The organism is Flavobacteriaceae bacterium (assembly GCA_003443635.1).
Classification (GTDB): Bacteria; Bacteroidota; Bacteroidia; order Flavobacteriales; family Flavobacteriaceae; genus AU392.
Genome location: CP031964.1, coordinates 3,118,021 through 3,144,362 on the forward strand (window position 1 = coordinate 3,118,021; position 26,342 = coordinate 3,144,362).

Sequence of the window (26,342 nt, forward strand, 5' to 3'; positions counted from 1 at the left end):
TTAAACTAATCTCGAAATAAAGTTTCCATCATAAGCATATATGAGAGGTGGAAATAATAAAGCTATTAATCCACTACTTTAATTATAAAAATCTATTATAAAGGCAGGAAAGGCAACTCAAATCTTAAAGTTTAGTATGGTAAATAGCTTTGTTATTCATTATTAAAAGTATAGTTATTTACTAATTTAAGCTACCCTTCTTACCTCTCTCTAGTTATCATGAAACTCTTTTTAAGTTGAGTTCATTTACATCAGGGTCGCATTTAATCGTATCAATCGCATATTTAGATATTCCTTTCTTCTTCACCACGGAATAACCTAGCATTCTTAAGACCTTACCCAATTGAATTTGGTTTGTATTATTCACCTGAATACCATGTTCTTCATTCAGACTAGCTAATAATTCTGAAGCATTTAAATATAGTTCAGCACTATATCTATCCTTAGCTGGTATAAACTTACTTGTTATCAATTCTTCTAATGGTGAAATGGTTCTAAATCTTTCATTTCTAGCATTAATTTCCTGTATCTCATCCTTATCGAAATAGAACTTAAATTTAGACTTGTAGAGAGCGTATGCTTGGCTATAAATGCCTTTATAGTCTATTTGGCTCTCATAGTCTATTTTATCTACTTTGAAGCACAGAAATCGTCTATTACCTGTCAAATCGGTCAAGAACTTCTCATCATTTAGTGAACCAATAAAAGATGCTCTTCTTACTAAATTTTCATGCATTCTGCCAAATGCTCTTCTAAGCTTAATCTTTGATTTTGTTATTAGCTCCTTAACATCATTGTTCTGTTTTCGAGTTAGGTTCGATAACTCATCTAAATCAATAATTAGGCACTCAGACAAATAAACTAAAGTATCTCTTGAGTGTGGATTAATATTTCCTGAATAAGAATAATTTCTTAATTGTGGAGGTAATAGATTTCTAATGAATGTAGATTTACCTATCCCTTGATTACCTGAAAAAATTATCATGGTATGATTAAAGGTTAAATCGTTAATACCAGAACCGACCATTGCCACAAACCATCGTTTGAAAGCATCAGCAAAAAATTTATCATCGTCAGTTTTTATTTTAGAAGCCAGTTCTGAAATGTAATCGGTTTTGCCATCCCATTCTGGTAAAGTTTTCACATAATCCTTTAATGGATTATATAGTTTAGAAAAGTCTGATTTGAATTTATCATCCAAACTTCCTCTTCCAGTTTTATACTTGTTTACCTTTAGTTCTCTAACTAAGGAGTTTAAGTCAAAGTCTGTCATTTCTTTAAATGATTTCTGACTCTTTAATTTAAATTCTACGCCATTACTATAAACATTATAGCGAAAATCATATTTGTTCTTTAAATACATCTCCATTGGTAATCTTGGAGTTTCTTTTGAATTGTTCTTTTTTGATAGGCTACTATCATTTTTCTGGTTTTTACTGTTTTTTTCCATTGTAATAAAAATTTGTCCCAATATTGATTTGGGGTTATTATTAATTAAATGAAACATCGGAAACAGGAATTGGAAGATTTAGTCTTTTATTTTGACTTCTGTCCGCATTCTAAGCCACCTTGGTCTTACTATGACTAGGTTGGCACACATTAGTGTTCTTGTGTTCTAGATGCCTCGTAGTTACAATTTATACTCTTGTTAGAGTGTTTAATATTCTATCTATGCATAAACACCTCCTTCCATTGCATCATCAATATCTTTTCTTTTGTAATAAACTCTACTACCAATTTTTGTAGCTGGTAAAATTCCACCCTTGTTATACTTCCATAACGTGGCGTAAGAAATTTTAAGCAGGTTTTTTGCCTCCTCTCTTGTATAATATTCCTTATCCCCTTTTCCTGTTTGAATATCAGTTAAATTATTTATTGGTGGGACTACTGACAAAACCACCTCTCTAATTAATTCAATAAACTCTTCTGTAGTCAATTGAAAAACATGCTTATTAATACTCATAATAGTTTGTTTTAATTAAATGTTATACAATTAGTTCAATTTCTTTTTTATCTGAACCGTGATAGAATAAATTGAGTGCACATCAAAATTCTGAAAAGCAAGTAAGTACTTTTTAAAAATCTAAACAACCGTTTAAGAGACTTTAACATACTGTATATCAGTACTTTAAATTAGTTAATTTAAAACAACCCTACTTTTTAAAAAATACTGATAACCAATAAGTTACAACTAATCTTAAATTAGTTAATATGAATAATATATTGAATTAACTAATCCTTTTAACATTTGGTGTTGAATTAGCTAATTCATTAAAAAATCGAGAACGATTTTACGTGTTAAATTTTGTTAATTCTTCTAGTTGGAGTAATTCTCTCAGAAAAAGTGATAAAAAAAGAGCTAAAAACTAGCCTTTTTTCAGTATTAATTATAAATGATTTTTGAAGATTTTAAACAGGAATACATGAACTCTTAAATGCTTCTGTTGAAGTTATTTGAGATACAATTTCTTCCTTTGGATTAAGAATGTACTTCTTGAACTCCCTGAGAGTAGAATGACCACTAAGTTCCATAATAGAATGTACTGGAACTTGAGCTTTATACTTCAAGGAGCAATATGTCCTGCGTGCAGAATGCCCTTTGATTAATTCATATCTCTCTATTTCTTTAGTTTCTAGCTTTCCTCCTCTGGTAATTTTAACTTCTATTTGTCCATTAATATTAGCCTTTTTCCCTATTATCTTAACATAATCATTTAGCTTTTGTTTAGTAATTTTTGGAGGCAGCTTTCCTTCATACCTTTCATTCATAATAGCTTCAATTACTGGCGTGATTTTACACAAAACTACTTTTTCTGTTTTCTCTTGCGTAATCTTAATGTATCTCTCATTATTATGGGGAACAATTTCATGCATTTGAAGATTATGATAGTCACTAATACGTTGCCCAATTTCACAACCTATTATAAATACATCCCTTGCTAGTTCTAAATGAGGCGTATTATGTAAATCCAATTCATACATGCTCTTGAGTTCATCAATCTGCAAAATAATAGCAGTTGTTGCCTCAACCCTAACCTTAAATCTCTTATATTTCAAATTGGAATGATAATCTTCCATCAAAGCTGCCCCCATGAAAACTTTCAGGTTCTTGATTTGCTTACCAATAGTATTTAGCGAATAATGCTTTTCCTCCTTTTCGCTATACTGATAGGTTTTAGAGTTCATATACTCTATAAATTCGGAATAAAATTCAGCATCTAAATCAAAACCAAGCTCTGTACCGTATTCTCCTTGAAATCCTTCTAAATGGCTCAAGGTCTGCTCATACGATTTAACCGTATTGTTTTTATAACCATTCACAGCCTTAGGCAATGACCTTTCTTTTTGCTTTATATATTTTTGAATAAAAGGTATTAAAGTTTTTATTTCGGTTTCATCTTCTTCTATAACTTGCTCCCTCTCATTTCTAAAATCATCTAAACAAGCTTTCATAATAGGATTGGTCAAAGGAATCTGGTTAGAATCACAATTCTTTACATATTCTTTTAGAACCCTTGTTAAATCGTCAATTCGTTCATTTATGGTTTCGGCATTTTCAACTGCACGGACATTTTTAACCTTACCCTTCTCTTTAATCCAATATTTTGGATTTACAGAATAACCTATGGAATACTTAAACCGATTCTTTCTTCCATATGAATAATCAAGGAATATTGGTTTCTCTGGTTTGGTGGATGCTTTAAGTCTAAATACGGGTGCAGCTCCTTTTGTTCTTCTGGATTGAATCATGGTAGAAATCTTTTCGCAAAGATAATAAGTAGGGACAACATTAGGGACAACATTTTTAAATCTAAATAGGTTAATTAAATTCAGGTAAATTTTAAATCCCTATATTTACTGATGATACAGAAGATATTAAAACTGGTCAAATCGCACTAAACTATATTTTGTGGTACTGGAGGTACCACAAAAAAATCCCGAAACTTTATTGTTTACGGGATTTTTTGTTTTTTAATAAAATACCGTTTTAAAAAATATGAAACGTATTACTATTTGTTTCTCCTTTTTTACCAAGGCTATTAAATTTCCAGCTAAAACTCAATAAAAAATATTGTTGTAATACCGTACTTTGAGAATCCTGTATAAAATTTGCATTGGCAGTACGTTGCGCATTTGTATTCTGATTTAATAAATCGTAAACTTTTAAAGTTAATGTTCCTTGATCTTTTAATATAGAGTATGCTAGGGTAGAATTCCAAAATACTGAATTCTGTTCAAATCCAGATGCGACATCTGGATTAAATATATAATTTATATCATTTCTCCATTCTAATCCTTTCGGTAAAAAAGTAGCAGTTCTTAATCCAACTGTATGTCTCAAAAACTCTTGATCATTAAAATCATTTATATCAAATGTTGTTTTTCGATATGACAATCTGTAATTAGGTTGAATTTCAAAAATATCTTTTACAGTATAAGTTAACCTAATATTTGGTGTCACGGAATTGTTTATTGATGCATATTGAATTCCATTATTAAAATTAATAGTTCTTCTACTATTCCCAAACAAGCCTAATCTATATTTAAACGTTTTTAAAGTATCTATTTTTATAGTTTTACTAAACGAAGCGCTTCCAGATACACCACGATTACCATTAACGTTTACATAGGTAGTATTTCTAACAAAATTTTCATCTACAGTAGTTTGCGCGATCACTTGATCAGTAACAAGATCTGCATTTAGAAATAAAAAAATACCTGTTCCTTTTTGAAAATCAAAATTATGATATCCTAAATTAGCTCTATGTGTATTTATAGGCTCTAAATTTGGATTACCAATTGTTGTATTTAATGGGTCTGAAACATTTTGAAAAGGTTGTAGTTGAGATATATTAGGGGGTCTATTTCTTAAATTATAACCTCCATTTATTGATGTTGTATTAGTTAATCTATAATTAAAATTAGAATTTAACTCTAATGCTTCAAAATCACGATTCAAACTTAAATTTGGTCGTAATTGATCACTATTTTCTAATCTTCTAAATACATATCCTGCTCCAGCACTAATTGACCATTTTTCTTTTTGTAACCTTAACCGAATTGAAGGCGTATTTGTTCTATCTATAAATTCAAAATCTGTACTTAAATTTTGATTAAAGTTTGTAAAATCTTGGGTAGTATTATCAAAATCAAATGTACTTTTTAATTCTTCTCTTTTATTGTTTTCAAAAGTATATCTAAGGTCTAAAAATAATTCTTTAGCCTTTAATGGCAACCTATAAGTAATATTAGTTCGTAATCTGTTAAAATCACGATCTTCATCTGTAAATTGATTTCTGATTTCATTAGTCGGATTCAATCCTCTTATAATTGTTTCAGAATTCAAAAAATCTTCAACCTCAATATTATCAAATTCGTTAGTCAAACTAAATTTGAAGAAAGCACCTTTATTACCAAATCGTTTTGTTATGTCAATATCGTTTCTAAAATTCTTTCCTATTGTTTCTACAAACGAATTAGAACTAGATTCGTTATCTGGGTTCGGAAAATTTGTTGCCAATTCGATTACGTTTCTATCATCATCCGATCTTTGATTACGATCAAATCTATTTTCATTTGTAGTATAATTAAAGGATGGATTAATATTAATTAAAAATGTAGAATCTACTTCAATATCAAAACCTAAGTTAAAATCATGATTATTACTGTCATTAATAGAATTTGAATTGGAGTTTGTAAAAAATCTTGAATCTGATAAAATATTTTCACGATTTGTATTTGTTACGTTTTCTGAATTACTATTAGAAAAAAAATAATCTGCAGTAACTTCGATTTTTTCACCAATATCATCTGCATAATTAGCCCCAGCAGTATTAGACCTTGTTATACCTTGACCTCCTCCAAAAGACCTATTATTAATTGCAAAAGAACCATTAGAATTAAAATTTATTGAATTAGCACCTCCAAAAAACTTTTCGATCTCTCCAAAACTAAATCCTGGTGAATTGATATTATTTCCTCCAGATAATATGCTAAGTCGTCTATCATTATCAAAATAATTAAATAACCCTGCATATTCATAGCGATCATCAGTACCTCCTCCAGCAGCAACACGACCAAAAATACCTTTATTTTTTTCTTCGCTTATGGTAAGGTTTATAGTTTTATTATCAACATCACCTTGTTCTCCTGAAAATGCTTCAGATTTAGTTTTAGTATCCGTTATTTGTACTTTATCAATAATTTCCTTTGTTAAATTTCTAGTAGTAATTGTAGGGTCGTCTCCAAAAAAAGGTTTTCCGTTTACTAGTATTTTATTAACTGGTTTTCCGTTTACAGTAATCTGACCAGCTTCATCCACCTCAACACCTGGTAATTGTTTTAATAGATCTTCGACATTGGCATCTTTCTTTGTTTTAAAAGATTTAACATTAAATTCTAAAGTGTCTTTCTTTATTGTAATTGGGGCTCTAGATTTTATAAGTACTGCATCTAAAGTGTTATCATCTATCTCTAAATTAATCATTCCTAAATCTAACTTAGATGAACTCACTTCGATTACTTTTTTATAAGTTTTATATCCAATATACGAAACAAACAAATTAAGTTTAGAATCGCTAGATCTACCTTCTAATGTAAATTTTCCATCTTTATCAGAGATTGTATAAGTTATCAAAGTAGAGTCATTTTCACGTTCTAAATAAACTGTTGCGGATTCAAGCGTCGCTTTATCGTCAGCAGTAATAATTTTTCCAGAAATTTCGAATTGTTTGGTTTGACTAAAAGAAGAGAATACACTAAATAGTAAAAAAATTAATACAATAAATTGCTTCATAATTAGGTTAATGGGTAAGTTAATATGCTTTTAATGTTAATATTGGTTGTGAGCTCAAATATAACTATAAAAACAGTTTTAAAACTAAATAAATAGTTAAATTGTATTTTAAGATGAATGTGGTGTCCCCAAAAACTATTTAACAAAATAAAATTTTGCTTGATTTATATAAGATTATAAAAAGTAAGATTATTATAGTAAAAATAATCGAGAGCTTTAAATATTTAAAGCTCTCGATTTTTCAAGTTAATTCCCTTTTCGCAGATAGATACTACCAGAGCCTGAATTTAATTTCATTTTTACATTCCCATTATTTAGTTGGAGTTTCATATTTTTTAATCCATCTACAATTTCATCTTTCGAAATTTTAAAATCGAGATCACTTAAAATACGGTCACCGGTGGCATCAATATTAAGGTTTGAATTACTAGGTAATTCTACATCAATATAACCATCTTTACTAATAAGAGAATACAACTTGTTTGGCGTTTTTTTATCAAAAATAACTTTAATATTTCCGCCTATAGTATTCACTAAGGTAGGCCCAGTTACATCAGTTAGAGTAATTCCACTATAAGATGATGAAATCTCAACTTCACCACTAAAATCTGATAATTGCCATGGGTTACTAGAAGATCTTACTACAAAGGCTTTAGCTTTAGTTTTCTGGCAGTTTTCTACATTCCAAAGTAATTTTATAGAATTTGGCACTAATAACTCGTATTTATCATAATGATAAAATGTAGTCACTCTACCGCTTACTGTTGTATTATTATTACCAGAAGAATGCACAAAATCTTTTATGACTAACTCACCAGGGCTTTCATTAATGTCTAAATATAAATTGTCAGCAGGATTAGTAGATTTATTACCTAAAGGTTTTAAGCCTTTTTCTCGTTTTTTTTGATCATTACTATTCACAAAATATCTAAAATTGTTTACGAGAACCGAATCTTTATCTTTTCTATCGAATGTAGCTGTTCCTGTAGCAGAAATGCTTCTTCTCTTCTGTGGAAAAGCTGCATTATTATATAATACCCTGTAATTATTATTGGTTACACTCTTAATGATCACTTCATCACCATCATAACCACTAATTTTCATATTAGAAGATGTACAGATTTTTAAAGTACCATTATTAAATTTAATTCGTTTTTCTTGAGCATAGGTTGTAATCACACAACACAATATGCAAATTATTAATATTTTTTTCATGTTTTTATTTTATTGATTTAACATTGCTAATGAAGCATAAGCCGAGCCTTTTACAGAAGGCAATATCTCTTCATCATTTATTATATTTTGTAAGGGTTGTTTAGCACGCTGTTCTCTTAATAAAGCAAGAGATTCCATTAATTTAATTTGCACTAAAGGTTCTTTTTCTTTTTCTAAGGCTTCAATTAATTTTAAACGCATTTCTTGATTATTAGGAAGAGTTAACAAAAAATCTATTGCAGCTATTTTTACATTTCCATTAGCATCTTTAAAAAGCATTTTATATAATGCATTTAAAATCTCCTGGTCTTCTTCTTTTTTATAATTTTCCTCAATTTCATATACAGCTTCAATACGTTGACTCGCAGTATTACCATCTAATGCTAAAACTAGCTGATTTCGTATCTCATTTTTCTTATTAATTGATTTATTATACAAATAACCCAATGAAAACATTAATACTAAGCTTGCTGCAATAGATAAATATGAAATCAATTTCTTACTATTCGATTTTGATTGATGCAACTCTTGTTTTAGTAATGATTCAAATAATTGATCTGAAGCTTTAGGCATCTGTTTATCATTAAAATCATTTCTATGGTTTTTAATAAATTGTTCTAAACTCATGATACTAATTTGTTTTGCAATTTTTCTTTTAAAAGACGTTTACCTCTTACATATTGATTTCTCACTGTACTTTCTTTTAAACCTAATTGTTCTGCAATTTCTTTATGGGTATATTCTTCAATAAGGTATAGCACAAGAATAACTCTGTATTTATCTTTTAACGCATTAATCGCTAGCTTAACTTCTTTTACTTTTAAAGTGATATCTACAGATTCCACAGGTTCTTCCTCATATTCGTAAGATTCATCGACGCTTTGTAACCAACCTAATTTCTTTTTCTGTCTTAAAAAATCTAAAGAACAATTAATTACAATACGTTTTAACCAGGCGCCTAGGTTAAGGTCATTTTCTAACTTAGATATATTTTGAAACGCTTTAATAAAGGCATCATGAACAGTATCTTGTGCATCGTATTCATTCTTTATAATTCTAAAGCTTGTATTGTAAAGCATATCTTTATACAATTGATATACTTGCATTTGCGCTTTTAGATTATTTTTTTGACACGCTTTTATTAATTCCGGATGTTCCAAAAATTAGTTTTCGTTTGGTTAGTTTATATAATAACTCAACTTTTCTGAATTTGTCTCAAAAAATGAATTAAAACTCACTAACTCTAAAACTAATGATTGTTTTATTGTTTAGGAAATTTATCTATGTAAAGTGTATTCTTGGTATTACTTTACTAAAACGCAAAGAAATTTCAATTAACTTTTTTTAAGTTCTAATTGTCTTAGCATTTCTTTAGTGATACTCTCTAAGTCAAATGTATGATTCCAATCCCAATCTTTTCTAGCATTAGAATCATCTATCGATTTTGGCCAACTATCAGCTATTTGTTGTCTAAAATCTGGAGTGTAAGAGATTGTAAACTCAGGAATTTGTCTTTTTATAGATGTAGCAACATCTTCTGGAGTAAAACTTATAGCTGCCAAATTATAAGATGATCTTATTTTTATATCATTAGTATCAGCTGTCATTAATTTAATAGTAGCTTCTACAGCATCATCCATAAACATCATTGGCAACTCTGAAGATTCATTTAAAAAACAGTCGTAATTTTCTCTAGCTACTGCTTTATGATAAATATCTATAGCATAATCTGTCGTGCCTCCTCCAGGTAATGTTTTCCAACTAATGATACCTGGATAACGGATACTTCTTACATCCACTCCATAATTTTTAAAATAGTATTCACACCAGCGTTCACCAACTTGTTTCGTAATTCCATAAACTGTTGTAGGCTCCATAGTAGTATATTGAGGTGTGTTTTCTCGTGGAGTAGTGGGTCCAAATACAGCTATACTTGATGGCCAAAACATTTTGTCTATAACACCTTCTTTAGCCAGATTTAGAACATTAAAAAGCGTAGTCATATTTAAATCCCATGCTTTTTCTGGATATTTTTCTCCAGTAGCACTTAACATTGCTGCCATTAAATATACTGTATCTATATTGTGCTTCTCTATACAAGCTTTTACAGCATCATAATCCATTGCATTAATCATTTCAAAAGGGCCTGCATTTACTAATTCTAAATTATCTTTTCTAATGTCGGAAGCAATAACATTGTCAATCCCGTTAAGAGTTCTCAGTTTTGTTGTTAACTCAGAGCCTATTTGCCCTCCTGCACCTATAATTAGAGATTTTGAAATCATTAATTTAAATAAAAAATTAGCAATCAAAAGTAATACTTTTTTAAAATTCTTTATAAGTTTTTAACTTAAATTACGCAATAATACAATTATACAATATATTTGTTTTTTCTATTGTTTATCCTTTATGTATACATATAAAAAGCTTTCATTTTTTACAATATCAATACTCGTATTAACATCTATTTTAAGTTGTACGAACACATCAAAAAAAAATGATGATATAAAAGACGAACAAATAAATACAGTAATTACTATTACTTCTAAAGATGTAGAAACGTTAGAATATATAGATTATGCATTTAGTAATGCAGCTAGTTCAGTCATTTCAAACTGGGCGAAATTTACAGAATTAGAAAACCATATTCAATCTATTACAACTGGGAATCTATCTGTTTTTAAAGATATTGATAGTAAGACAATTATTAGTAGTCTATTTGCTGATTTAAGAAATGAAATTCCGCTAGCATTAAAAACAACTCCTATATTAGTGAGAATCACAGTTTTAGAAACTTTTTTTTTAAAAATTGAAGATTTAATAAAATATGAACATTCAAAAGGAGATCTTTTAAATGATATAAAAGAAATTTTAGTAGCGAGATCAAATATTATTCTTCTAATAAATAAAAAAGTAGAAAATGACTCTCAAAATATTACTAAACCCTCTTTTTAAAGTTACTGTTTTTTGTTAAATTAGCACATTACTGTAACATTATGGCTTGTAAAGCTTCTAAGTAATGTATAACATTCCAAAAATAATTTTATAAATGAAAACTAAAGTAAAAAAGTTAGGTCTTTTAAGCTGTTTTACCTTTTTAGGTTTAATCGCTTGTAAAGAAGATACCAAAGAGGACACTGCCCAAGTTGAAAAAATACCTGGTATTGTATTAGAAAATATGGATACTAGTGTTAACCCTAAAGATGATTTTTATAATTATGTAAATGGCACATGGGCAAAAACTAACACAATTCCTGATGACAGAACACGTTGGGGAGGTTTTGGTGTATTAAGAAAGTCAACAGATAAAGATGTATTAGAAATTCTAAATACATCTAAAGAATTAGGTTCTTATTCAGAAGGATCTGATCAAAAAAAAGCATTATTAATTTTTGAATCAGAATTAGATACCATAGCTAGAGATAAAGCAGGTATTGAGCCAATAAAACCATTACTTGAAGATATTGATGGCATTAACAACCTTAACGACATGCAAACTGTTTTAGCTACTAGTTTAGGAGTTTCTGCTCCATTTATGGGTTTTGGAGCTTCACCTGATCTTAATGATAGTAGTATGAATATTGCTTGGGTATTTACAGGAGGTTTAGGATTACCAGACCGAGATTATTATTTAGAACAAGATGAGAAATCTGTAGAAATTAGAGCGAAGTATGTAGAGCATATTTCAAGAATGCTTCAGTTTATTGATTATGATGAAACCAAAGCCGATGCAGCAGCTAAAACTATTTTAAAATTAGAAACCAAACTGGCAGAACCTAGATATGATAAAGTACAACGTCGTGATGCTCGTAATTTTAACAATGTTGGCACAATTGAAGATTTGCAAAAAGTGACACCGGCAATTGATTGGAAAAAATATATTGCTGATATTGGAGTTACTAAAGGAGCTGAGAAAATCAACGTCTTTAACCCAAAATATATGGGAGCTTTAAATTCGTTCCTAACATCAACCTCTATAGAAGATATTAAAACGTTGATGGACTGGAGTACTTTTAGAGGAGCTTCAGGGTTTTTAACTACAGAAATAGGAAAAGCAAACTGGGAATTTTATAGTAAATATCTAAGTGGCGCTCAAAAACAACGCGATGCTGAAGAACGTGCTCTAAATACCGTAAATGGAAGTGTAGGAGAAGCTATTGGTCAGTTATATGTACAGGCAAAATTCCCGCCAGAAGCTAAAGCAAAAGCAGAAAAGATGATTGCTAATGTTATTAAAGCATTCCAAAATAGAATTCAAAATCTAGATTGGATGAGTGAAGATACTAAAGTAAAAGCTGTTGAAAAACTCGATAAGTTTACAGTAAAAATTGCTTATCCAGATGAGTGGATAGATTATTCTGAGCTACAAGTAGAAGAGAATAACAGCTATGCTGAAAATATGATGGCTGTTGGTGTTTGGGGTAGAAATAGAAATCTTGCTGACCTTGGTGAGCCAGTAGACCGTTCTAGATGGGGAATGTCACCACAAACGGTTAATGCATATTTTAACCCTAGAAATAATGAAATTGTATTTCCTGCAGCTATTTTACAACCTCCATTCTATAACTATACAGCAGATGAAGCTGTAAATTATGGGGGTATTGGAGCGGTTATAGGTCATGAGATATCGCATGCCTTTGATGACTCTGGTGCACGTTATGATGGTGAAGGAAATCTAAAAAATTGGTGGACCCCTCAAGACCTTGAAGAATTTACAAAACGAGGAGATGCATTAGCAGGTCAGTATAGTGCTATTGAAGTATTAGAAGGCGTAAATATTAATGGTAAATTTACTTTAGGTGAAAACATTGGCGATCTTGGTGGTGTATTAGGAGCTTATGATGGTTTGCAGTTATTCTTTGAAGAAAACGGACGTCCAGAAGATATTGATGGATTTACAGCAGAGCAACGTTTCTTTATGTCTTGGGCAACCGTATGGAGAACATTAATTAGAGACGAAGCCTTAAGAACACAAATTAAAACAGACCCACATTCACCGGGAGTACAAAGAGCAATTCAACCTTTAAAAAATATTGATGCTTTTTATGAAGCGTTTGATATCAAGGAAGGCGATGGTATGTTCTTAGCTCCAGAAAAAAGAGTTAGAATTTGGTAACTCTAATAATAAGTTAAATAAAAAACCCAACTTTAAAAGTTGGGTTTTTTATTTAACTTATTATAAAGATTTAATTTTTAGTTTCTGGTTGCGGGTTTTTCTGAGATTCTAATGCATTTCTACTTATCTGTGCCAGATTAAAATTAGGAGCTAAAGTCAAAGCTTCATCAAATAAAGCTATTGCTGCACCTATATTTGCTTTTTGATCTTCAGAATATTTCAGTATTCCTTTTAAATAAGTAAAGGCAGCTTTAACTGATACTTGATATGGTTGTTGTCTTTCAAAATAAGATCGTTTTTGATCATCTTTTGCATTGGCCAATCCATAATCAATATATTGCTTTGCATCTACAAGATTATTTGTTTGTATTTTTAAATCTGCTAATTCATAAGCAACAAAAACATTTGAATTTCGTTTAAATAATTCTTCAAAAGGAGGTATCGCCCTTTGTGCTTGGTTCAAATTTTGTAAAGATACTGCCTTAACTTCTAAAGCTAGATTTGAATCATTAGCATTCATTTCTATTCCAATAGTATTTAATGCTTGAAGGTGTTTATTATTATTCATATAATATGCAGCTAATGTATCTTTACGCGCTACATTTGGAGATAATACATTTAAATGTGTTAATGCATTTATAATACCTTGTACATCTCCTTGAATTTTCATCTGCTTATAATACGCTTCATAATGCTTTACAAGCTCGTTATTATCTTGAGCATTAACTTGTAAAACAAGCATAAAAATCATTAATCCTAATATTTTTTTCATTATTTGTTAGTTTTTATTTCGTTCCAAATCTAAAAAAATAAGGGTTTAAACACCTATACTTTAACGCTTTTATTTTAAAACTACTTAAATTTTAAGTGTTTGTAAGGGAAATTTGTCTAGGATAGCTCATTAAAAATAAATAACTTTAGGTAATTCTAAAAAATTAAAGCTATGGGTATTAAAAGTTTTCAAGGGGCAAGACGAAAAGCAAGTAATCTTTCAGAAACTATTCCTTTAAAAGTTAAAGATTATATGACTACTAATCTTATAACTTTTAAACCAAATCAATCTATTGAAGATGTTATACAATCACTTATTAAAAATAAGATCTCTGGAGGGCCTGTAGTAAATGACAACAATGAACTTGTTGGAATTATCTCTGAAGGGGATTGTATAAAACAATTAAGTGAAAGTCGATACTATAATATGCCTATGGATAATCTATCTATAGAAAAATATATGATAAAAAATGTTGAAACCATTGACGGTGAGATGAATATATTTGATGCAGCCAGCAAGTTTATCGAAGCAAAGCGTCGTCGTTTTCCTATCGTTTTAAATGGAAAATTAATTGGTCAGATTAGTCAAAAAGATGTTTTAAAAGCTGCCATAAATTTAAAAGGTCAGAACTGGAAATAAATTATCTTTCTCGTCGATTTACTTTATTTTTTGGTAAATCTGTTATAATTAATTTTTGTTTTGCGGTACTTTCTAAAGTTGCAATTTTTGAGTATGGATACTCCGGAATTGGTTCGTTAAGTGATTTCCATTTTGCAATGCCCGCTACAGTAACCTCTTCTCCAATTTCAATCACAGCTTCTGTGTAACGTAATTGTTTATTAAAGCCAAAATAATTAGAGCTATCTATACGATATAGCTTTAATAAAGATTCAAATTCGGGAGTCGGGTCATTAAAAGTACCTGAAGACGTTTTTTTATCAACAACCAAAAAGCTTTTATAGTTTTTAGGATGTTTAGAAGGTTTTATAATCACTAAATCACTTTTTTTCTCAACAAAAAACTCTTGAATTTCTCGTTCATCAATTAATGTTTTCCAATAACTACTTTTTCCGTTACTTTTTCTTTGTTGAATTTTAATTGAGTAAAAAATACATTTTCGTTTACTCAAAGGAGCTATTAAAGGTTCTTTTACATGAAGTGCTTTGCCTGTAATTTTTGTTAACTCGTTTGTTTTTAAACCTCCAATAGGTTTATTAGGTGTTTTTAAAAGTGTACGTATAATAACTTGTTTTAAACTAAAAAAATAAACTAAAAAGATTATTGTTGCTACAACAATAATTATAATTAAAAATAAAATATAGGGTTCTGGAGAAGCTAAAAGAATCATTAATTAATGGTTTTGATCTATTAATATGTAAAGCTTTACACTGAAATGTTACAAAATCTTAATTTATTCAACTCCCTCTTTTAACCAATGCATAAAAATCACTTTCTAAAGGTAAATAACCTTGATCGTATACAAAATAGTATACTGTGCCTGCTTTAGTAGTATAAATACTTGTAAAATAATTAAAGTCAAATCCTTTTTCAATAAGCTTTGCTCGTGAAGTCCTTGTTTTTTGGTTTGGATTAAGTGTTTCCAGTATTCGCCAGTTTTTACGCAATCGATTATTTATATTTCTGATAAGGTTTTTACTGTCTTTATTAAATTTATTGTTATACGAATTACGACAAGCATCACTACAAAACTTCTTATCAATTCGTCCTACAATCTTATTCTCACATTCTAAACAAACTTTTGTTTCCATAAATTATAGCATTTTAAAAACGAGTTCTTTAAATAATTTATAAGCCACCATTGCGGTCATATTATTAACATCTCTTGTTGGATTATATTCCACAATATCTGCTCCTATTATAGGGGCACTTATAGATTGGATGATCTTAATTAGTTCTCTTGTTGAAATTCCTCCAGGCTCGTGATGTGAAACCCCTGGCGCATAAGCTGGATCTAACACATCAAGATCTAAAGAAATGTAAAGTGGGTTTTCTAAAGTTTTTATAAAATCTAAATTAAAATCTTTCATTTCAACAAGCTTCACATTAAATCTCTTAGCCTGTTCTTTTTGATGTGTATTAAGTGTTCTAACACCTACTTGTGTTAATGATTTTATTTTCCCCTTTTCCATTAACCTAGCAAAAGGAGATGCGTGTGAATAAGGGTTGTTTTCAAAATTATCATACAAATCTGCATGTGCATCCAGATGTAGTACATTTAAATTTTTGTATATATTTGTATGTTCTTCAATAATTGGAAATGATATAGAATGATCTCCTCCAAAACAAATAAGTTTATCAGATTCATTTATATCTTTATACACTTGTTCTTTAATAGCCTGATAAACTGCTTTTGGGTTCATATCAAAAAACTGAAGATCTCCTAAATCAATATAGTTTTCTCCATCTTTAATTTCAATACCAGATTCACAAAATGCATTTGCTGAACCATCACTATCCATTAATCGAATACGCGGTGGCGCTAAAGCTGGCCCTTTTAAAAAAGAAGAATTACCGTCAAACGGGATACCTAATAATTTAATCATAATTAATCTTTTACTATTGAAATATATTCTGCAAAAGGGCCCATACTTTCCTTATATTGCTTTGCAAAAACTCTTGTTATTTGATAAATATGCCCTAGATCATGTACCGTCCAAGCAGAAATTAATTGTTTAATCGTTACCGCTCCAAATGCGGGATGAATACCAGCTAGATCAAATTTATCTTCAGTTAATTTTAAAGATTCAAGGTAATTTAAGTTCTCATTTCGTAAATGCTTAAATTCTTGTAATAAATCGTTCAATGTTTTTCCTTTTGAATTTTCAAATTGCGCAAATCGATCATAAGGATCAAACTTTTTATTCTTATTATCATCCAAAATAATGTTCAATCTAGGAATCCAATCAGTTTTTTCGCCATGAATAAAATGTCCTATAATATCGAATGCGTTCCAAGTATCTTTTCCTTCATTTACAAAAATCCAATCGTCTGAAAGGTTAGATAAAAACATTTCGAGCGTGCTTGGTGTTTGCCTTAAAATCTCAACAGATCGATCTATACTAAATTCCATAACATTTTAATTTTCAGACAATATACAATTTATTCGTTTACAAACGACTACAAACGTTTACAAACGATATTAAATATTTAACAACCGAATATCTTTTGGTTACTGTTTCATATTTGCAGAGTCGAAGCATAAGTTTTTCGATGGTATTAACTGTTTAATCTTAAAATTAATTATTATGAACACACTTAGAAACAAAGTACAGTTGATTGGAAATTTAGGAAATGATCCTGAAATTATTAATCTAGAATCTGGAAAGACATTAGCAAAATTTTCTGTAGCTACAAATGAAAGCTATAAAAATGCTAGTGGAGAAAAAATAACAGATACGCAATGGCATAATGTAGTAGCATGGGGGAAAACTGCTCAAATTATCGAGCAATATGTTACAAAAGGAAAAGAAGTCGCTATTGAAGGTAAATTAACTTCTAGAAGTTATGAAACGAAAGAAGGTGAAAAAAGATACATCACAGAAATTGTATGTAACGAATTGCTAATGTTAAGTAAGTAATTTAAGAAAAAGCCGCAAGTTATGCGGCTTTTTTTATTTAAGCTTATCTAATAATTCTTTTGCCTCTTTAAATTTAAAATTTGAAGAGTTAGATCTGATTTCTTCAAGAAGCTTCTTAGCATTAAACTCATCTTTTAACTTTAAATATGCCAATGCTTTAAACCAAAGTCCCTTTGATCTATCTAGAATATTTGAAGTAGAAACTATTTTAAACGCTTCAATAGCCTTATCATTTTCATCTAATTCTAAATATGACATCCCTTGATACAAAAACATTAGTGTATCAACTTCTGTTGAAGTTTTTTTATAAACTTCAAAATCAATTAAAGCCTCTTTATATTTTTTATTTTGAAAAGATAAAACTCCTTTAGACAATTTATTTTGTGTATCGTCTCGTGTTACAAAAGATGGCAAATCATTAACATTATAGTATTCAACATATAAGGTATCTATGAATTGATTAGGGGGAAAAATACTTACTCTTAAAATTATCATTAATAAAATTACAGCAGCAGAAGTCATAAGAACATATTTATTTTTATTAAAAAAACTTTTCTTATGATGATATTTCTTTTTTGCTTCCTCCAATTGGGTTTTTATAACTATGGCTTCTTCACTTTTTAAAAACTCATTAAGTTTCTTCGTGTAATCATTATTTGGGAAGTTTTTATTGGATATTTTTTCTCCTAGGTAATGATTTAAATCATCATAAAGCTCAACTTCTTTTTTTAGATCTTTGTTTTCTAGTATACGTTTCTCGAAACGTAACATCACTTCAGAAGACATATCTCCACCTAAATAAGCTTCTATTTCTTTATAAAACTCGTCTTCCATTATGACACCAAATTTCGATATTTAGAATCTGCTTTTATTAAATCTGCTAATTTCTTTTTACATTTAAATACTCGTTGAAACGCCACATTTTCACACGAATACTTAAACTTTGCAACTATTGTTTTATAGGATACTTTATTAAAGAAATCTTTTAATAAAGCTCTACAATTATCAGTAAGTAATTTCAATTTTTCTTCAAATAAATCCCATTTCTCCTGTTCTAAGATAGAAGTTATTGTATCATTTTCATTCGCTTTTAGTTCAAAAACACCTTCATTTCTTACCTCTTTTTTTCTATTATTTAATTCTTTAAGCCATAAATTTTTACAGATTGTAAATATATACCCTTCAAAAGATGATTTGATTTGAACACTGTTAACTTTAGCTCGAGTGATTAATTGAAATAATGCATTCTGGAATATTTCTTCTGCATCTTGAGCTGTTCCATTATTACGCTTTATATAAACAATTACTCTAGGTAGTAATTTAGTATATAACAATTTTAAAATTAACGGATCACCATTAACAAGCAGTTCTATTTGCGCATCATTAGAAACTAACTGCATACAATATCTTAATTATGGGTAAGATTTTCAATTTATATTAACAAGTAAGCAAAATACAGTATAATTTATTAATTTTAAAACTTATATTTATGAAGAACAAATTTATTTTAACACTAATAATGGTGTTTTTAGCATATGCTTGTAGTACAGACGATGAAACATTCGATAATCAAACCATTAACGAAATTGAAAATTTAAATCAAGAATTTCCAAACGAAGATAATTTAATAATCATAAATGCTTCTGATACAATATCTTCAAGCAATCCATTAAACTTAAACATTACAAATAATTCTATTCCTGAACACGAAAATTCTTTTCCAGGCGGTGAAGATATTGGAGATGTTCCAGACAACGGAGGTAATGAAAGTGATAGCGATAATGGTGGTGATTCTAGTAATACAATTTGTTCTAGTGCTGGAATTCCAACTGCCACAGTTGAAGATTTAGAGCTCGGTATAGTTTTAGCAATAACTTATAGTTCTTCATTATCAATAGGTGAAATAAATTGTGTACGACAAGAATACTTTCAAGATCCGGAACTACTTTGTTTAAGTTTAAAAAGACCCCCTTTTCCAGCTAATGATCCTTATCACGATACATGGGTTATCACAGGCGAAGGTTGTGATTCAGGTCCAGGCGGAGGATCAGCAGGTGGAGGGTCAACAGGTGGAGTATCATCAAGCACTCCTGTTACTAATAAAACACAGAATGATCCTAGAGTTAGCATATCTGTGAATTAATTTATTATATGATTAAAAAAAAACAAAATCAGTATTTTAATTATCTATTAATAAAGTGTTTTTTGTTGATTTTGTTTTTTTTTATATCCAAAAGTTTTTCACAAAATCGGGTTCAATTCAAAAAACTGATTAATTCTCCTATTTCTAAAAGTAAAAAAATACAAAAAGCAGATTCTTTAATTACTATTTTTGAAAGTAATGATATTGATTCTTTGCCCTACATATATAATGATTACGCATATTGGTTATTTGATAACAATGAGATAAAAAAAACTATTCTGCATGAAGAGAAAGCTTTAGTCCTCTCCAAAAAAAAAGTTTTTATAGATACTGCTTTTGTGCAAAGAAGCGCTTCATCTTTAGGGTTTTATTATTCACATAATAATCAATTACAAAAAAGTATTGATGCATACCTTGAAGTCATTCGAATAAATAATAAAACTCGCAGAGCTTCAATAACCTACCTTACATTGGCTGATGTTTATGATGCTTTACAAGATTATCATAAAGCTTATAAATATTATGAATTGGCTATTTCCTTATTAATTAATAGCCAACAAGACAAACATTTTTTAAGAAATGCATATCAAAACTTAACATTTACTTGCTATTCAATAAAAACAAAAGAAAGCCTTAAAAATGGACGAAAATTTGGAAGAGCAGCTGATTCGCTAGCAGCTATTATTGAAACTCCTACAAGCGAATTATTTAAAATTAAATTAAATTTAGCATTAATGTACAACGAGGAGAAAGCCCTAAATTTTAATAGTGCATTACACTATTATAATGAAGCACTCCAAATTGCAAAAAAAGCTAAAGATAGCATCAAAACACGTAGAGTTTATCAAGGATTAGGTGATTTATACAATATTTTTGATCACAATAAATCTATAGAGTTTTACAATAAATCTATAGAGTTTGCTAATAAAAAAGATACTCTTTTTTTAAGTGATGTACATTATGGTCTAGGGCATACCTATAGTTTTAAAAAAGATTATGATATTAGTTTAAATTATCGGCATAAAGCTCTGGACATTTTAACAAGAAATAATTTTCTTAATCCCAAAGAAATAGATTCCACTTTTCTTATCAACTTCCAATATAAGAGGCAACTTTTAATTAATTTACAAGAACTTGCTCAAACCTATTTAAATTATCATGAGGATAAAAAAGATGTAGATGTTCTCGAAAAAGTAGTTGCCTATTTTAAAATGTGTGATACTCTTATAGATGCTTTAAAAGCAGATAGTAGTGATTTTAAATCACGTTTATATTGGCGAGAATTAAGTACGGATATTTATGGAAAAGCTATTAGAGCATGTTACTTAAATAATAATATTGAGGATGCTTTTTATTTTATGGAAAAAAATAAAGCTTTATTGTTATTAGAAGACATCTCTAACAAAAAATTTAAACGTGCTTTACGATTACCTCCTAATCTTTTAGAAAAAAGCAGCATACTAAAGAAAAAAATCACTCTAATAAATAATCGTTTATATAATGAAAATATTCTAACTAAAAAGGAAATTGATTCTTTAAAAAAACAACGTATAGACCTGGGGATCGAACTTTCTTTTCTTGAAAAAGATATTAAGGTTGAAACACTAAATATCGAGACTTCCATATTATCACTTCAAGATGTACAGTATAATTTAAGTAACAATGAGGTGATTATAGAGTATCACATCTCTATCGATGATGGTTATGGTATTTTAACTAATAAAGACAATGGGTATGTTCTATTTATTACTAAAGATGATACTCATTTTTTTGAGATCGATCAGCTTGGAGAACTAAAAAAAGAAATTATAACTCTAATTAATTCTTTTAAAACTCCTTTTAAAACAAATCAAGATATTAAAACATTTAGTGCACTTTCTAATACTGTTTTTAATAAACTATTCCCATCTAAGCAAGTACAGCAATTAATTAAGGGTAAAACAGTTACTATTGTTCCTGATAATTATTTATCGCTACTCCCTTTCGAAACCTTATCAACCAGTTCGGATAATACGTCTTATTTAATTTATAATACAGAAATACACTACCTCTATTCTAATTCTTTTTTAGAAAACACAAAAAAAGAAGGATTTTCTAACAACAAAAGTTTAGCAATAGCTCCTATCAATTTTAAAGATAAAGGCCTATTAACATTAAATCATAGTGAGCAAGAAATAAATAGTATTCAAAATTATTATCCTGGTACAATTTTATCAAATACTAATGCTACAAAAACTAATTTTCTTAATGCACTACCTTCTAGTGGAATTATACATATTGCATCACACGCAAATGCACAAGATAAAAGATCTCCTTGGATCGCTTTTAATGATGAAAACATCACTTTAGAAGAACTGTATTTAACTCAAAATAATGCTTCTTTGGTAATGCTTAGTGGTTGTAACACCTCAATAGGCGAGCAAGAAATTGGTGAAGGGGTGATGAGTCTGGCTAGAGGTTTCTTTTACTCCGGTTCACAAAGTGTCATTTCATCACTTTGGAGTATTGATGATCGCATAACTTCTGAAATCACAAACAGTTTTTATAAAAATTTAAGTGATGGGCAAACAAAATCTAAAGCACTACACAATGCTAAATTAACTTATTTAAACAATCATAATTTATCTGAAGCATCTCCTTATTACTGGGCTTCTTTTATTTTATTAGGAGAAAATAATACACTTAAACCACCCTCTTCTAAATGGTTTTTCTACTTATTTTTTTTCATATTAGCCTGTATAATTCTTTATTTTATTAAAAAAAACAAGCCATAACATTCTAACATTCAGTTAGTTTTTAAATTTATTTGTTTTTTTAACAAAAATCTGAGGTAAGAATTATTTTTTTGATGAACACTTTATTGAAAAGCAATTTTTAATACTGTGAACAATTCCTTAGCAACTCAGGTAGAACTATTATTATTTAACAATGCCATCTCTTGTGATAAAGAAGAGTTATCCTTTCAAATAGAAAGCCATCCTTCCTATCCAAGTCTACATTCCATAACAGGAGTCCTAGATCATTTTAATATCGATAACATCGCTCTGGATGTCCCCATCAATCAAGAAACACTATCGCAACTCCCTAATTGTTTCTTAGCTCAGATCAAAGATGAAAGCGGAATGAGTTTTGTTATTGTGAACAACAATAATGAAGTTTATAATCTCATCTCTGGTGATAAGAAAAAACAAAATGTGTCCTCTAGTGAGTTTCTAGAGAAATTTACCGGCATCATCGTCGCTGTCGAAAAAACAGAAGGTATTGAACTTAAAAAAAATAACACCTCTAAAGTAAATACTATTCTTATCTCTTTATCTCTAATGCTCTTAGCTGGTCTTTTTATTAAAGTGAGCTCCAGCTTAAGTACTGCTGTCTACTTTTTATTATCTGCCATAGGTGTCTATATAAGTAGAGCTATTATAAAACAAGAACTGGGTGAACAATCTCTCTTAGGGGATGCCTTCTGTTCTCAATCTACCAATACAGGCAATAGTTGTAACTCTGTATTATCTTCTAAAGGGGCTCAATTTGGAAGGTATAAGTTAAGTGATTTTAGCATGGTTTACTTTATTGGCCTTGTGTTATCTACATTACTATTAACACTTATTGAAAGTAGTTTAACTATCGTATTTGTTTTTAGCTTAATTGCCATCCCTATCACAGTGTATTCTATTTACTACCAATATGCAGTTGTAAAACAGTGGTGTTTCTTATGTTTAAGTGTTACTGCTGTACTTTGGATTCAGGCTGCTCTTATTCTTTCTCTTAATTATAATTCTATTGTACTTTCTAATATTACTCTAAATGCTCTACTGGTGAGCTCCTTTAGTTTCTTATCTGTGTTTACCATCTGGAATATACTCTCTCCTAATATTAAACTCATCAAAGAACTTAAAGAGTCTAAGATCAAGTATTTTAAGTTTAAAAGAGATTACAGCTTGTTTGAGGCTTTATTAAATAAATCTACAGTTGTAGATACTACTATTACAGGTGCGTCTGAAGTTGTTTTCGGAAATCCTGAGGCACCTTTAAACATTACACTTATCACAAGTCCGTTTTGTGGGCATTGTAAACCTGTACATACCTTAATAGAACAGGTACTAAAAAAACATTCTGAAAAGGTTCAGATACATATTCGTTTTAGTGCTCACCAGGCTAATACGCCTTTAATTAATATTACCAGTAGGTTGTTAGAGTTGTATCATACTGAAAGCAAAGCAAAATGTTTAGAGGCCATGCATGATATTTATGGAGGCTTAACGTCTGAACAGTGGTTTAATAAGTGGGGAGAAACCAATAACAAAGCGCCTTATTTAAATACGCTTAAACTAGCTAGTGAATGGTGTAAGGACAAAAACATCAACTTCACTCCTGAGATCTTAATAAACGGACGTTCTTTCCCTAAAGAATACGAACGTTCTGAACTGATCTATTTTATTGAAGATCTCTATGAAAATGCTAACCTGAAACAAACTAACACTTTACATAAAACTGTATAAGGTATTGAAATTAAAATTTCCATTTTACAAACAAGCCGAGGCTAAAGACTGTGGTCCTACCTGTATCAAGATCATTGCTAAACATTATGGTAAGACCATTAGTGCCCAACAATTACGTGAACTCTCTGAAACCACTCGTGAAGGTTCTAGCTTATTAGGCCTTAGTGATGCAGTGGAATCTCTTGGCTTTCGCTCTCTTGGAGTGAAACTCTCTTTTGAGAAGTTAAAACAAGCCTCCTTTCCCTGTATTGTACATTGGAACAAGAACCACTATATCGTGGTCTATAAAATAAAAAAAGATACTGTGTATGTCTCTGATCCTGCTCATGGGCTATTAACATACTCCAAAACTGAGTTTATCAAGTTCTGGATCGGTAACAATGCCAATGACGCTACTGAAGAAGGCATTGCCTTACTCTTAGAACCCACACCCTTGTTCTACAACGAAGAGTTTGATGAGGATAAACAATCCTTTGGCTTTGGGTTTATCTTAAAGTATGTCTATAAATACAAACGGTTTGTCGTACAACTAGCCATTGGTCTGCTTGCTGGGAGTCTATTACAACTCATCTTCCCATTCTTAACTCAAAGTGTGGTCGATGTCGGTATTAAAAATCAAGATCTCAACTTTATCTATCTCGTACTTGCAGCTCAACTCTTCCTATTTGTTGGTAGAGCTTCCCTGGAAATTATTCGGTCTTGGATTCTTTTGCATCTCAGTACACGTATTAATATCTCTCTGATCTCTGATTTCTTTATAAAGCTCATGAAACTCCCCATCTCTTTCTTTGATGTACGAATGACAGGGGATCTATTACAACGTATTAACGATCATAAGCGTATTGAAAGGATTCTAACCACCTCCTCACTTACCATGTTGTTCTCTTTCTTTAATCTGATCGTCTTTAGTTTTGTGCTGGGCTATTACAGCTTACAGATCTTTAGTGTCTTCTTTTTTGGAAGTTTACTATATGTTGGATGGGTACTCTTCTTCTTTAAACGCAGAAAAGAACTCGATTATAAACGGTTTCATGAAGTCAGTAACGAGCAGAGTAAGGTCATTGAGCTTATTAATGGTATGCAGGAGATTAAACTCCACAATGCTGAAAAACGCATGCGATGGAACTGGGAGTTTGTACAGGCACGCCTCTTTAAGATCTCTACCAAGAATCTTGTCTTAGAACAAACACAATCCGTGGGATCTAATTTTATTAATGAACTCAAGAATATGTTCATTACCATTCTCTCTGCTAAGTTAGTGGTTGATGGAGATATTACGCTGGGGGCCATGCTGGCCATTACCTCTATCGTAGGGCAGCTCAATGCGCCCATCAGTCAGCTTATTAGTTTTATGAGAGATGTCCAAGATGCTAAGATCTCTTTAGATCGTTTAGGAGAAATTCACAATAAAGAGGATGAGGAATTAGCTACTGACGAAAAAGTGAAAACACTCCCTAAACATTCAGACATTCAACTCAATAATATCTCTTTTAGATACATCGGAAGCTTAGAGCCTGTGATTAAAGGGTTATCCTTAACCATTCCTGCTAATAAAACTACTGCTATTGTAGGAGTGAGTGGTAGTGGGAAAACCACGCTGATGAAACTCTTACTCAGATTCTATGAGGTAGAACATGGTGATATATCGATCAATAGTTTTAATCTTAATAATATCTCTCAAAAGGTATGGCGTGAGCACTGTGGGGTGGTCATGCAAGAGGGGTATATCTTTAATAATACTATTGCTCATAATATTGCAGTGGGACAGGATTATGTGGACAAGGATAAATTAGCTCATGCTATTGATGTGGCCAACATCTCTGATTATATTGATAATCTCCCTCTGGGGGTGAATACTAAAATAGGAACTGAAGGAACAGGTCTTAGTACTGGACAAAAACAGCGTTTGCTTATTGCTAGAGCTGTCTATAAAAATCCGAGATTTCTATTCTTTGATGAAGCCACCTCGGCATTGGATGCGAATAATGAAACGGTGATCATGAAAAAACTAAATACTTTTTTTAAAGATAAAACGGCTGTAGTGATTGCACACCGATTAAGTACTGTAAAAAACGCACATCAGATCGTAGTGCTCGATGGAGGAAAGATCGTGGAAATTGGAAATCATCAACAGCTCATCAAACTAAAAGGAAACTATTACAACCTGGTCAAAAATCAACTTGAACTGGGTGATTAAAATAT

At 30.2% G+C, this 26,342-nt stretch carries 23 protein-coding genes; 8 read left to right on the forward strand and 15 right to left on the reverse strand.

All coding sequences use genetic code 11. The features are described from left to right. Nucleotides 1-217 precede the first annotated feature (217 nt). The 8 genes from D1817_14325 to D1817_14360 all read right to left on the reverse strand — a co-directional run bounded on the left by D1817_14325 (nt 218) and on the right by D1817_14360 (nt 10,296). Complete coding sequence (locus D1817_14325) at nt 218-1,507, reverse strand: virulence-associated e family protein (protein AXT21001.1); 1,290 nt, start codon at nt 1,505-1,507, stop codon at nt 218-220. Nucleotides 1,508-1,669: 162 nt separating this feature from the next. After that, nucleotides 1,670-1,963 (reverse strand): DNA-binding protein, encoded by a 294-nt coding sequence (locus D1817_14330; protein ID AXT21002.1) that lies wholly within the window; start codon nt 1,961-1,963, stop codon nt 1,670-1,672. A gap of 446 nt (nt 1,964-2,409) precedes the next feature. After that, on the reverse strand, nt 2,410-3,750 hold the full coding sequence (locus D1817_14335; GenBank protein ID AXT21003.1) for a hypothetical protein: 1,341 nt from the start codon (nt 3,748-3,750) through the stop codon (nt 2,410-2,412). A gap of 238 nt (nt 3,751-3,988) precedes the next feature. Beyond that, the gene (locus tag D1817_14340) at nt 3,989-6,796 is read right to left on the reverse strand and encodes a TonB-dependent receptor (GenBank protein ID AXT21004.1); all 2,808 of its coding nucleotides are present in this window, start codon (nt 6,794-6,796) and stop codon (nt 3,989-3,991) included. Between the two features lie 246 nt (nt 6,797-7,042). Beyond that, nucleotides 7,043-7,975 (reverse strand): hypothetical protein, encoded by a 933-nt coding sequence (locus D1817_14345; protein AXT21005.1) that lies wholly within the window; start codon nt 7,973-7,975, stop codon nt 7,043-7,045. A 45-nt stretch (nt 7,976-8,020) separates the two neighbouring features. After that, nucleotides 8,021-8,638, reverse strand: coding sequence for a HEAT repeat domain-containing protein (locus tag D1817_14350; protein ID AXT21006.1), 618 nt, complete (start codon nt 8,636-8,638; stop codon nt 8,021-8,023). Further along, nucleotides 8,635-9,117 (reverse strand): sigma-70 family RNA polymerase sigma factor, encoded by a 483-nt coding sequence (locus D1817_14355; GenBank protein AXT21007.1) that lies wholly within the window; start codon nt 9,115-9,117, stop codon nt 8,635-8,637. Before D1817_14355 ends, D1817_14350 begins: the two co-directional genes overlap by 4 nt. A 228-nt stretch (nt 9,118-9,345) precedes the next feature. Beyond that, nucleotides 9,346-10,296 carry an NAD-dependent epimerase/dehydratase family protein gene (locus tag D1817_14360; GenBank protein AXT21008.1) on the reverse strand — a complete coding sequence of 317 codons (951 nt, stop codon included), beginning with the start codon at nt 10,294-10,296 and terminating at the stop codon, nt 9,346-9,348. Between the two features lie 124 nt (nt 10,297-10,420). On the opposite strand from D1817_14360, the gene D1817_14365 reads away from it, so the two are divergent. Further along, on the forward strand, nt 10,421-10,966 hold the full coding sequence (locus D1817_14365) for a hypothetical protein (GenBank protein ID AXT21009.1): 546 nt from the start codon (nt 10,421-10,423) through the stop codon (nt 10,964-10,966). 94 nt (nt 10,967-11,060) lie between these two features. Next, nucleotides 11,061-13,127 (forward strand): M13 family peptidase, encoded by a 2,067-nt coding sequence (locus tag D1817_14370; protein ID AXT21010.1) that lies wholly within the window; start codon nt 11,061-11,063, stop codon nt 13,125-13,127. A gap of 70 nt (nt 13,128-13,197) precedes the next feature. Here the strand turns inward: D1817_14370 and D1817_14375 are convergent, their stop codons facing one another. Beyond that, nucleotides 13,198-13,899, reverse strand: a complete 702-nt coding sequence (locus D1817_14375; GenBank protein AXT21011.1) for a hypothetical protein — start codon at nt 13,897-13,899, stop codon at nt 13,198-13,200. Nucleotides 13,900-14,070: 171 nt separating this feature from the next. On the opposite strand from D1817_14375, the gene D1817_14380 reads away from it, so the two are divergent. Then, nucleotides 14,071-14,538, forward strand: a complete 468-nt coding sequence (locus tag D1817_14380; GenBank protein AXT21012.1) for a CBS domain-containing protein — start codon at nt 14,071-14,073, stop codon at nt 14,536-14,538. Nucleotide 14,539: 1 nt separating this feature from the next. Here D1817_14380 and D1817_14385 read toward each other — a convergent pair whose 3' ends face one another. The 4 genes from D1817_14385 to D1817_14400 form a co-directional block, all read right to left on the reverse strand. After that, entirely contained in the window at nt 14,540-15,247 is a 708-nt protein-coding gene (locus tag D1817_14385; GenBank protein AXT21013.1) for a hypothetical protein, read from the reverse strand. A 67-nt stretch (nt 15,248-15,314) separates the two neighbouring features. Further along, on the reverse strand, nt 15,315-15,668 hold the full coding sequence (locus D1817_14390) for a hypothetical protein (GenBank protein ID AXT21014.1): 354 nt from the start codon (nt 15,666-15,668) through the stop codon (nt 15,315-15,317). Between the two features lie 3 nt (nt 15,669-15,671). Then, entirely contained in the window at nt 15,672-16,463 is a 792-nt protein-coding gene (speB, locus tag D1817_14395; protein ID AXT21015.1) for an agmatinase, read from the reverse strand. Nucleotides 16,464-16,465: 2 nt separating this feature from the next. After that, a complete protein-coding gene (locus D1817_14400) occupies nt 16,466-16,990 on the reverse strand; it encodes a DinB family protein (GenBank protein AXT21016.1) in 525 nt (174 codons plus the stop codon). A gap of 175 nt (nt 16,991-17,165) precedes the next feature. On the opposite strand from D1817_14400, the gene ssb reads away from it, so the two are divergent. Continuing rightward, complete coding sequence (gene ssb / locus D1817_14405) at nt 17,166-17,498, forward strand: single-stranded DNA-binding protein (protein AXT21017.1); 333 nt, start codon at nt 17,166-17,168, stop codon at nt 17,496-17,498. A 33-nt stretch (nt 17,499-17,531) separates the two neighbouring features. On the opposite strand, the gene D1817_14410 is transcribed toward ssb, so the two are convergent. Further along, the gene (locus D1817_14410) at nt 17,532-18,332 is read right to left on the reverse strand and encodes a hypothetical protein (GenBank protein AXT21018.1); all 801 of its coding nucleotides are present in this window, start codon (nt 18,330-18,332) and stop codon (nt 17,532-17,534) included. Further along, nucleotides 18,332-18,898, reverse strand: coding sequence for a sigma-70 family RNA polymerase sigma factor (locus D1817_14415; protein ID AXT21019.1), 567 nt, complete (start codon nt 18,896-18,898; stop codon nt 18,332-18,334). The genes D1817_14410 and D1817_14415 overlap by 1 nt, the downstream gene beginning before the upstream one ends. A gap of 119 nt (nt 18,899-19,017) precedes the next feature. Here D1817_14415 and D1817_14420 point away from each other — a divergent pair, with 119 nt between their 5' ends. The 4 genes from D1817_14420 (at nt 19,018) to D1817_14435 (ending at nt 26,337) form a co-directional block, all read left to right on the forward strand. Further along, nucleotides 19,018-19,641: a hypothetical protein gene (locus tag D1817_14420; GenBank protein ID AXT21020.1), complete on the forward strand. Its 624-nt coding sequence runs from the start codon at nt 19,018-19,020 to the stop codon at nt 19,639-19,641. An 8-nt stretch (nt 19,642-19,649) separates the two neighbouring features. Continuing rightward, nucleotides 19,650-22,415, forward strand: a complete 2,766-nt coding sequence (locus tag D1817_14425) for a CHAT domain-containing protein (GenBank protein AXT21021.1) — start codon at nt 19,650-19,652, stop codon at nt 22,413-22,415. Between the two features lie 108 nt (nt 22,416-22,523). Further along, nucleotides 22,524-24,140: a hypothetical protein gene (locus tag D1817_14430; GenBank protein AXT21022.1), complete on the forward strand. Its 1,617-nt coding sequence runs from the start codon at nt 22,524-22,526 to the stop codon at nt 24,138-24,140. Further along, nucleotides 24,133-26,337, forward strand: coding sequence for a peptidase domain-containing ABC transporter (locus D1817_14435; GenBank protein AXT21023.1), 2,205 nt, complete (start codon nt 24,133-24,135; stop codon nt 26,335-26,337). Before D1817_14430 ends, D1817_14435 begins: the two co-directional genes overlap by 8 nt. The last annotated feature ends 5 nt before the right edge of the window (nt 26,338-26,342 follow it).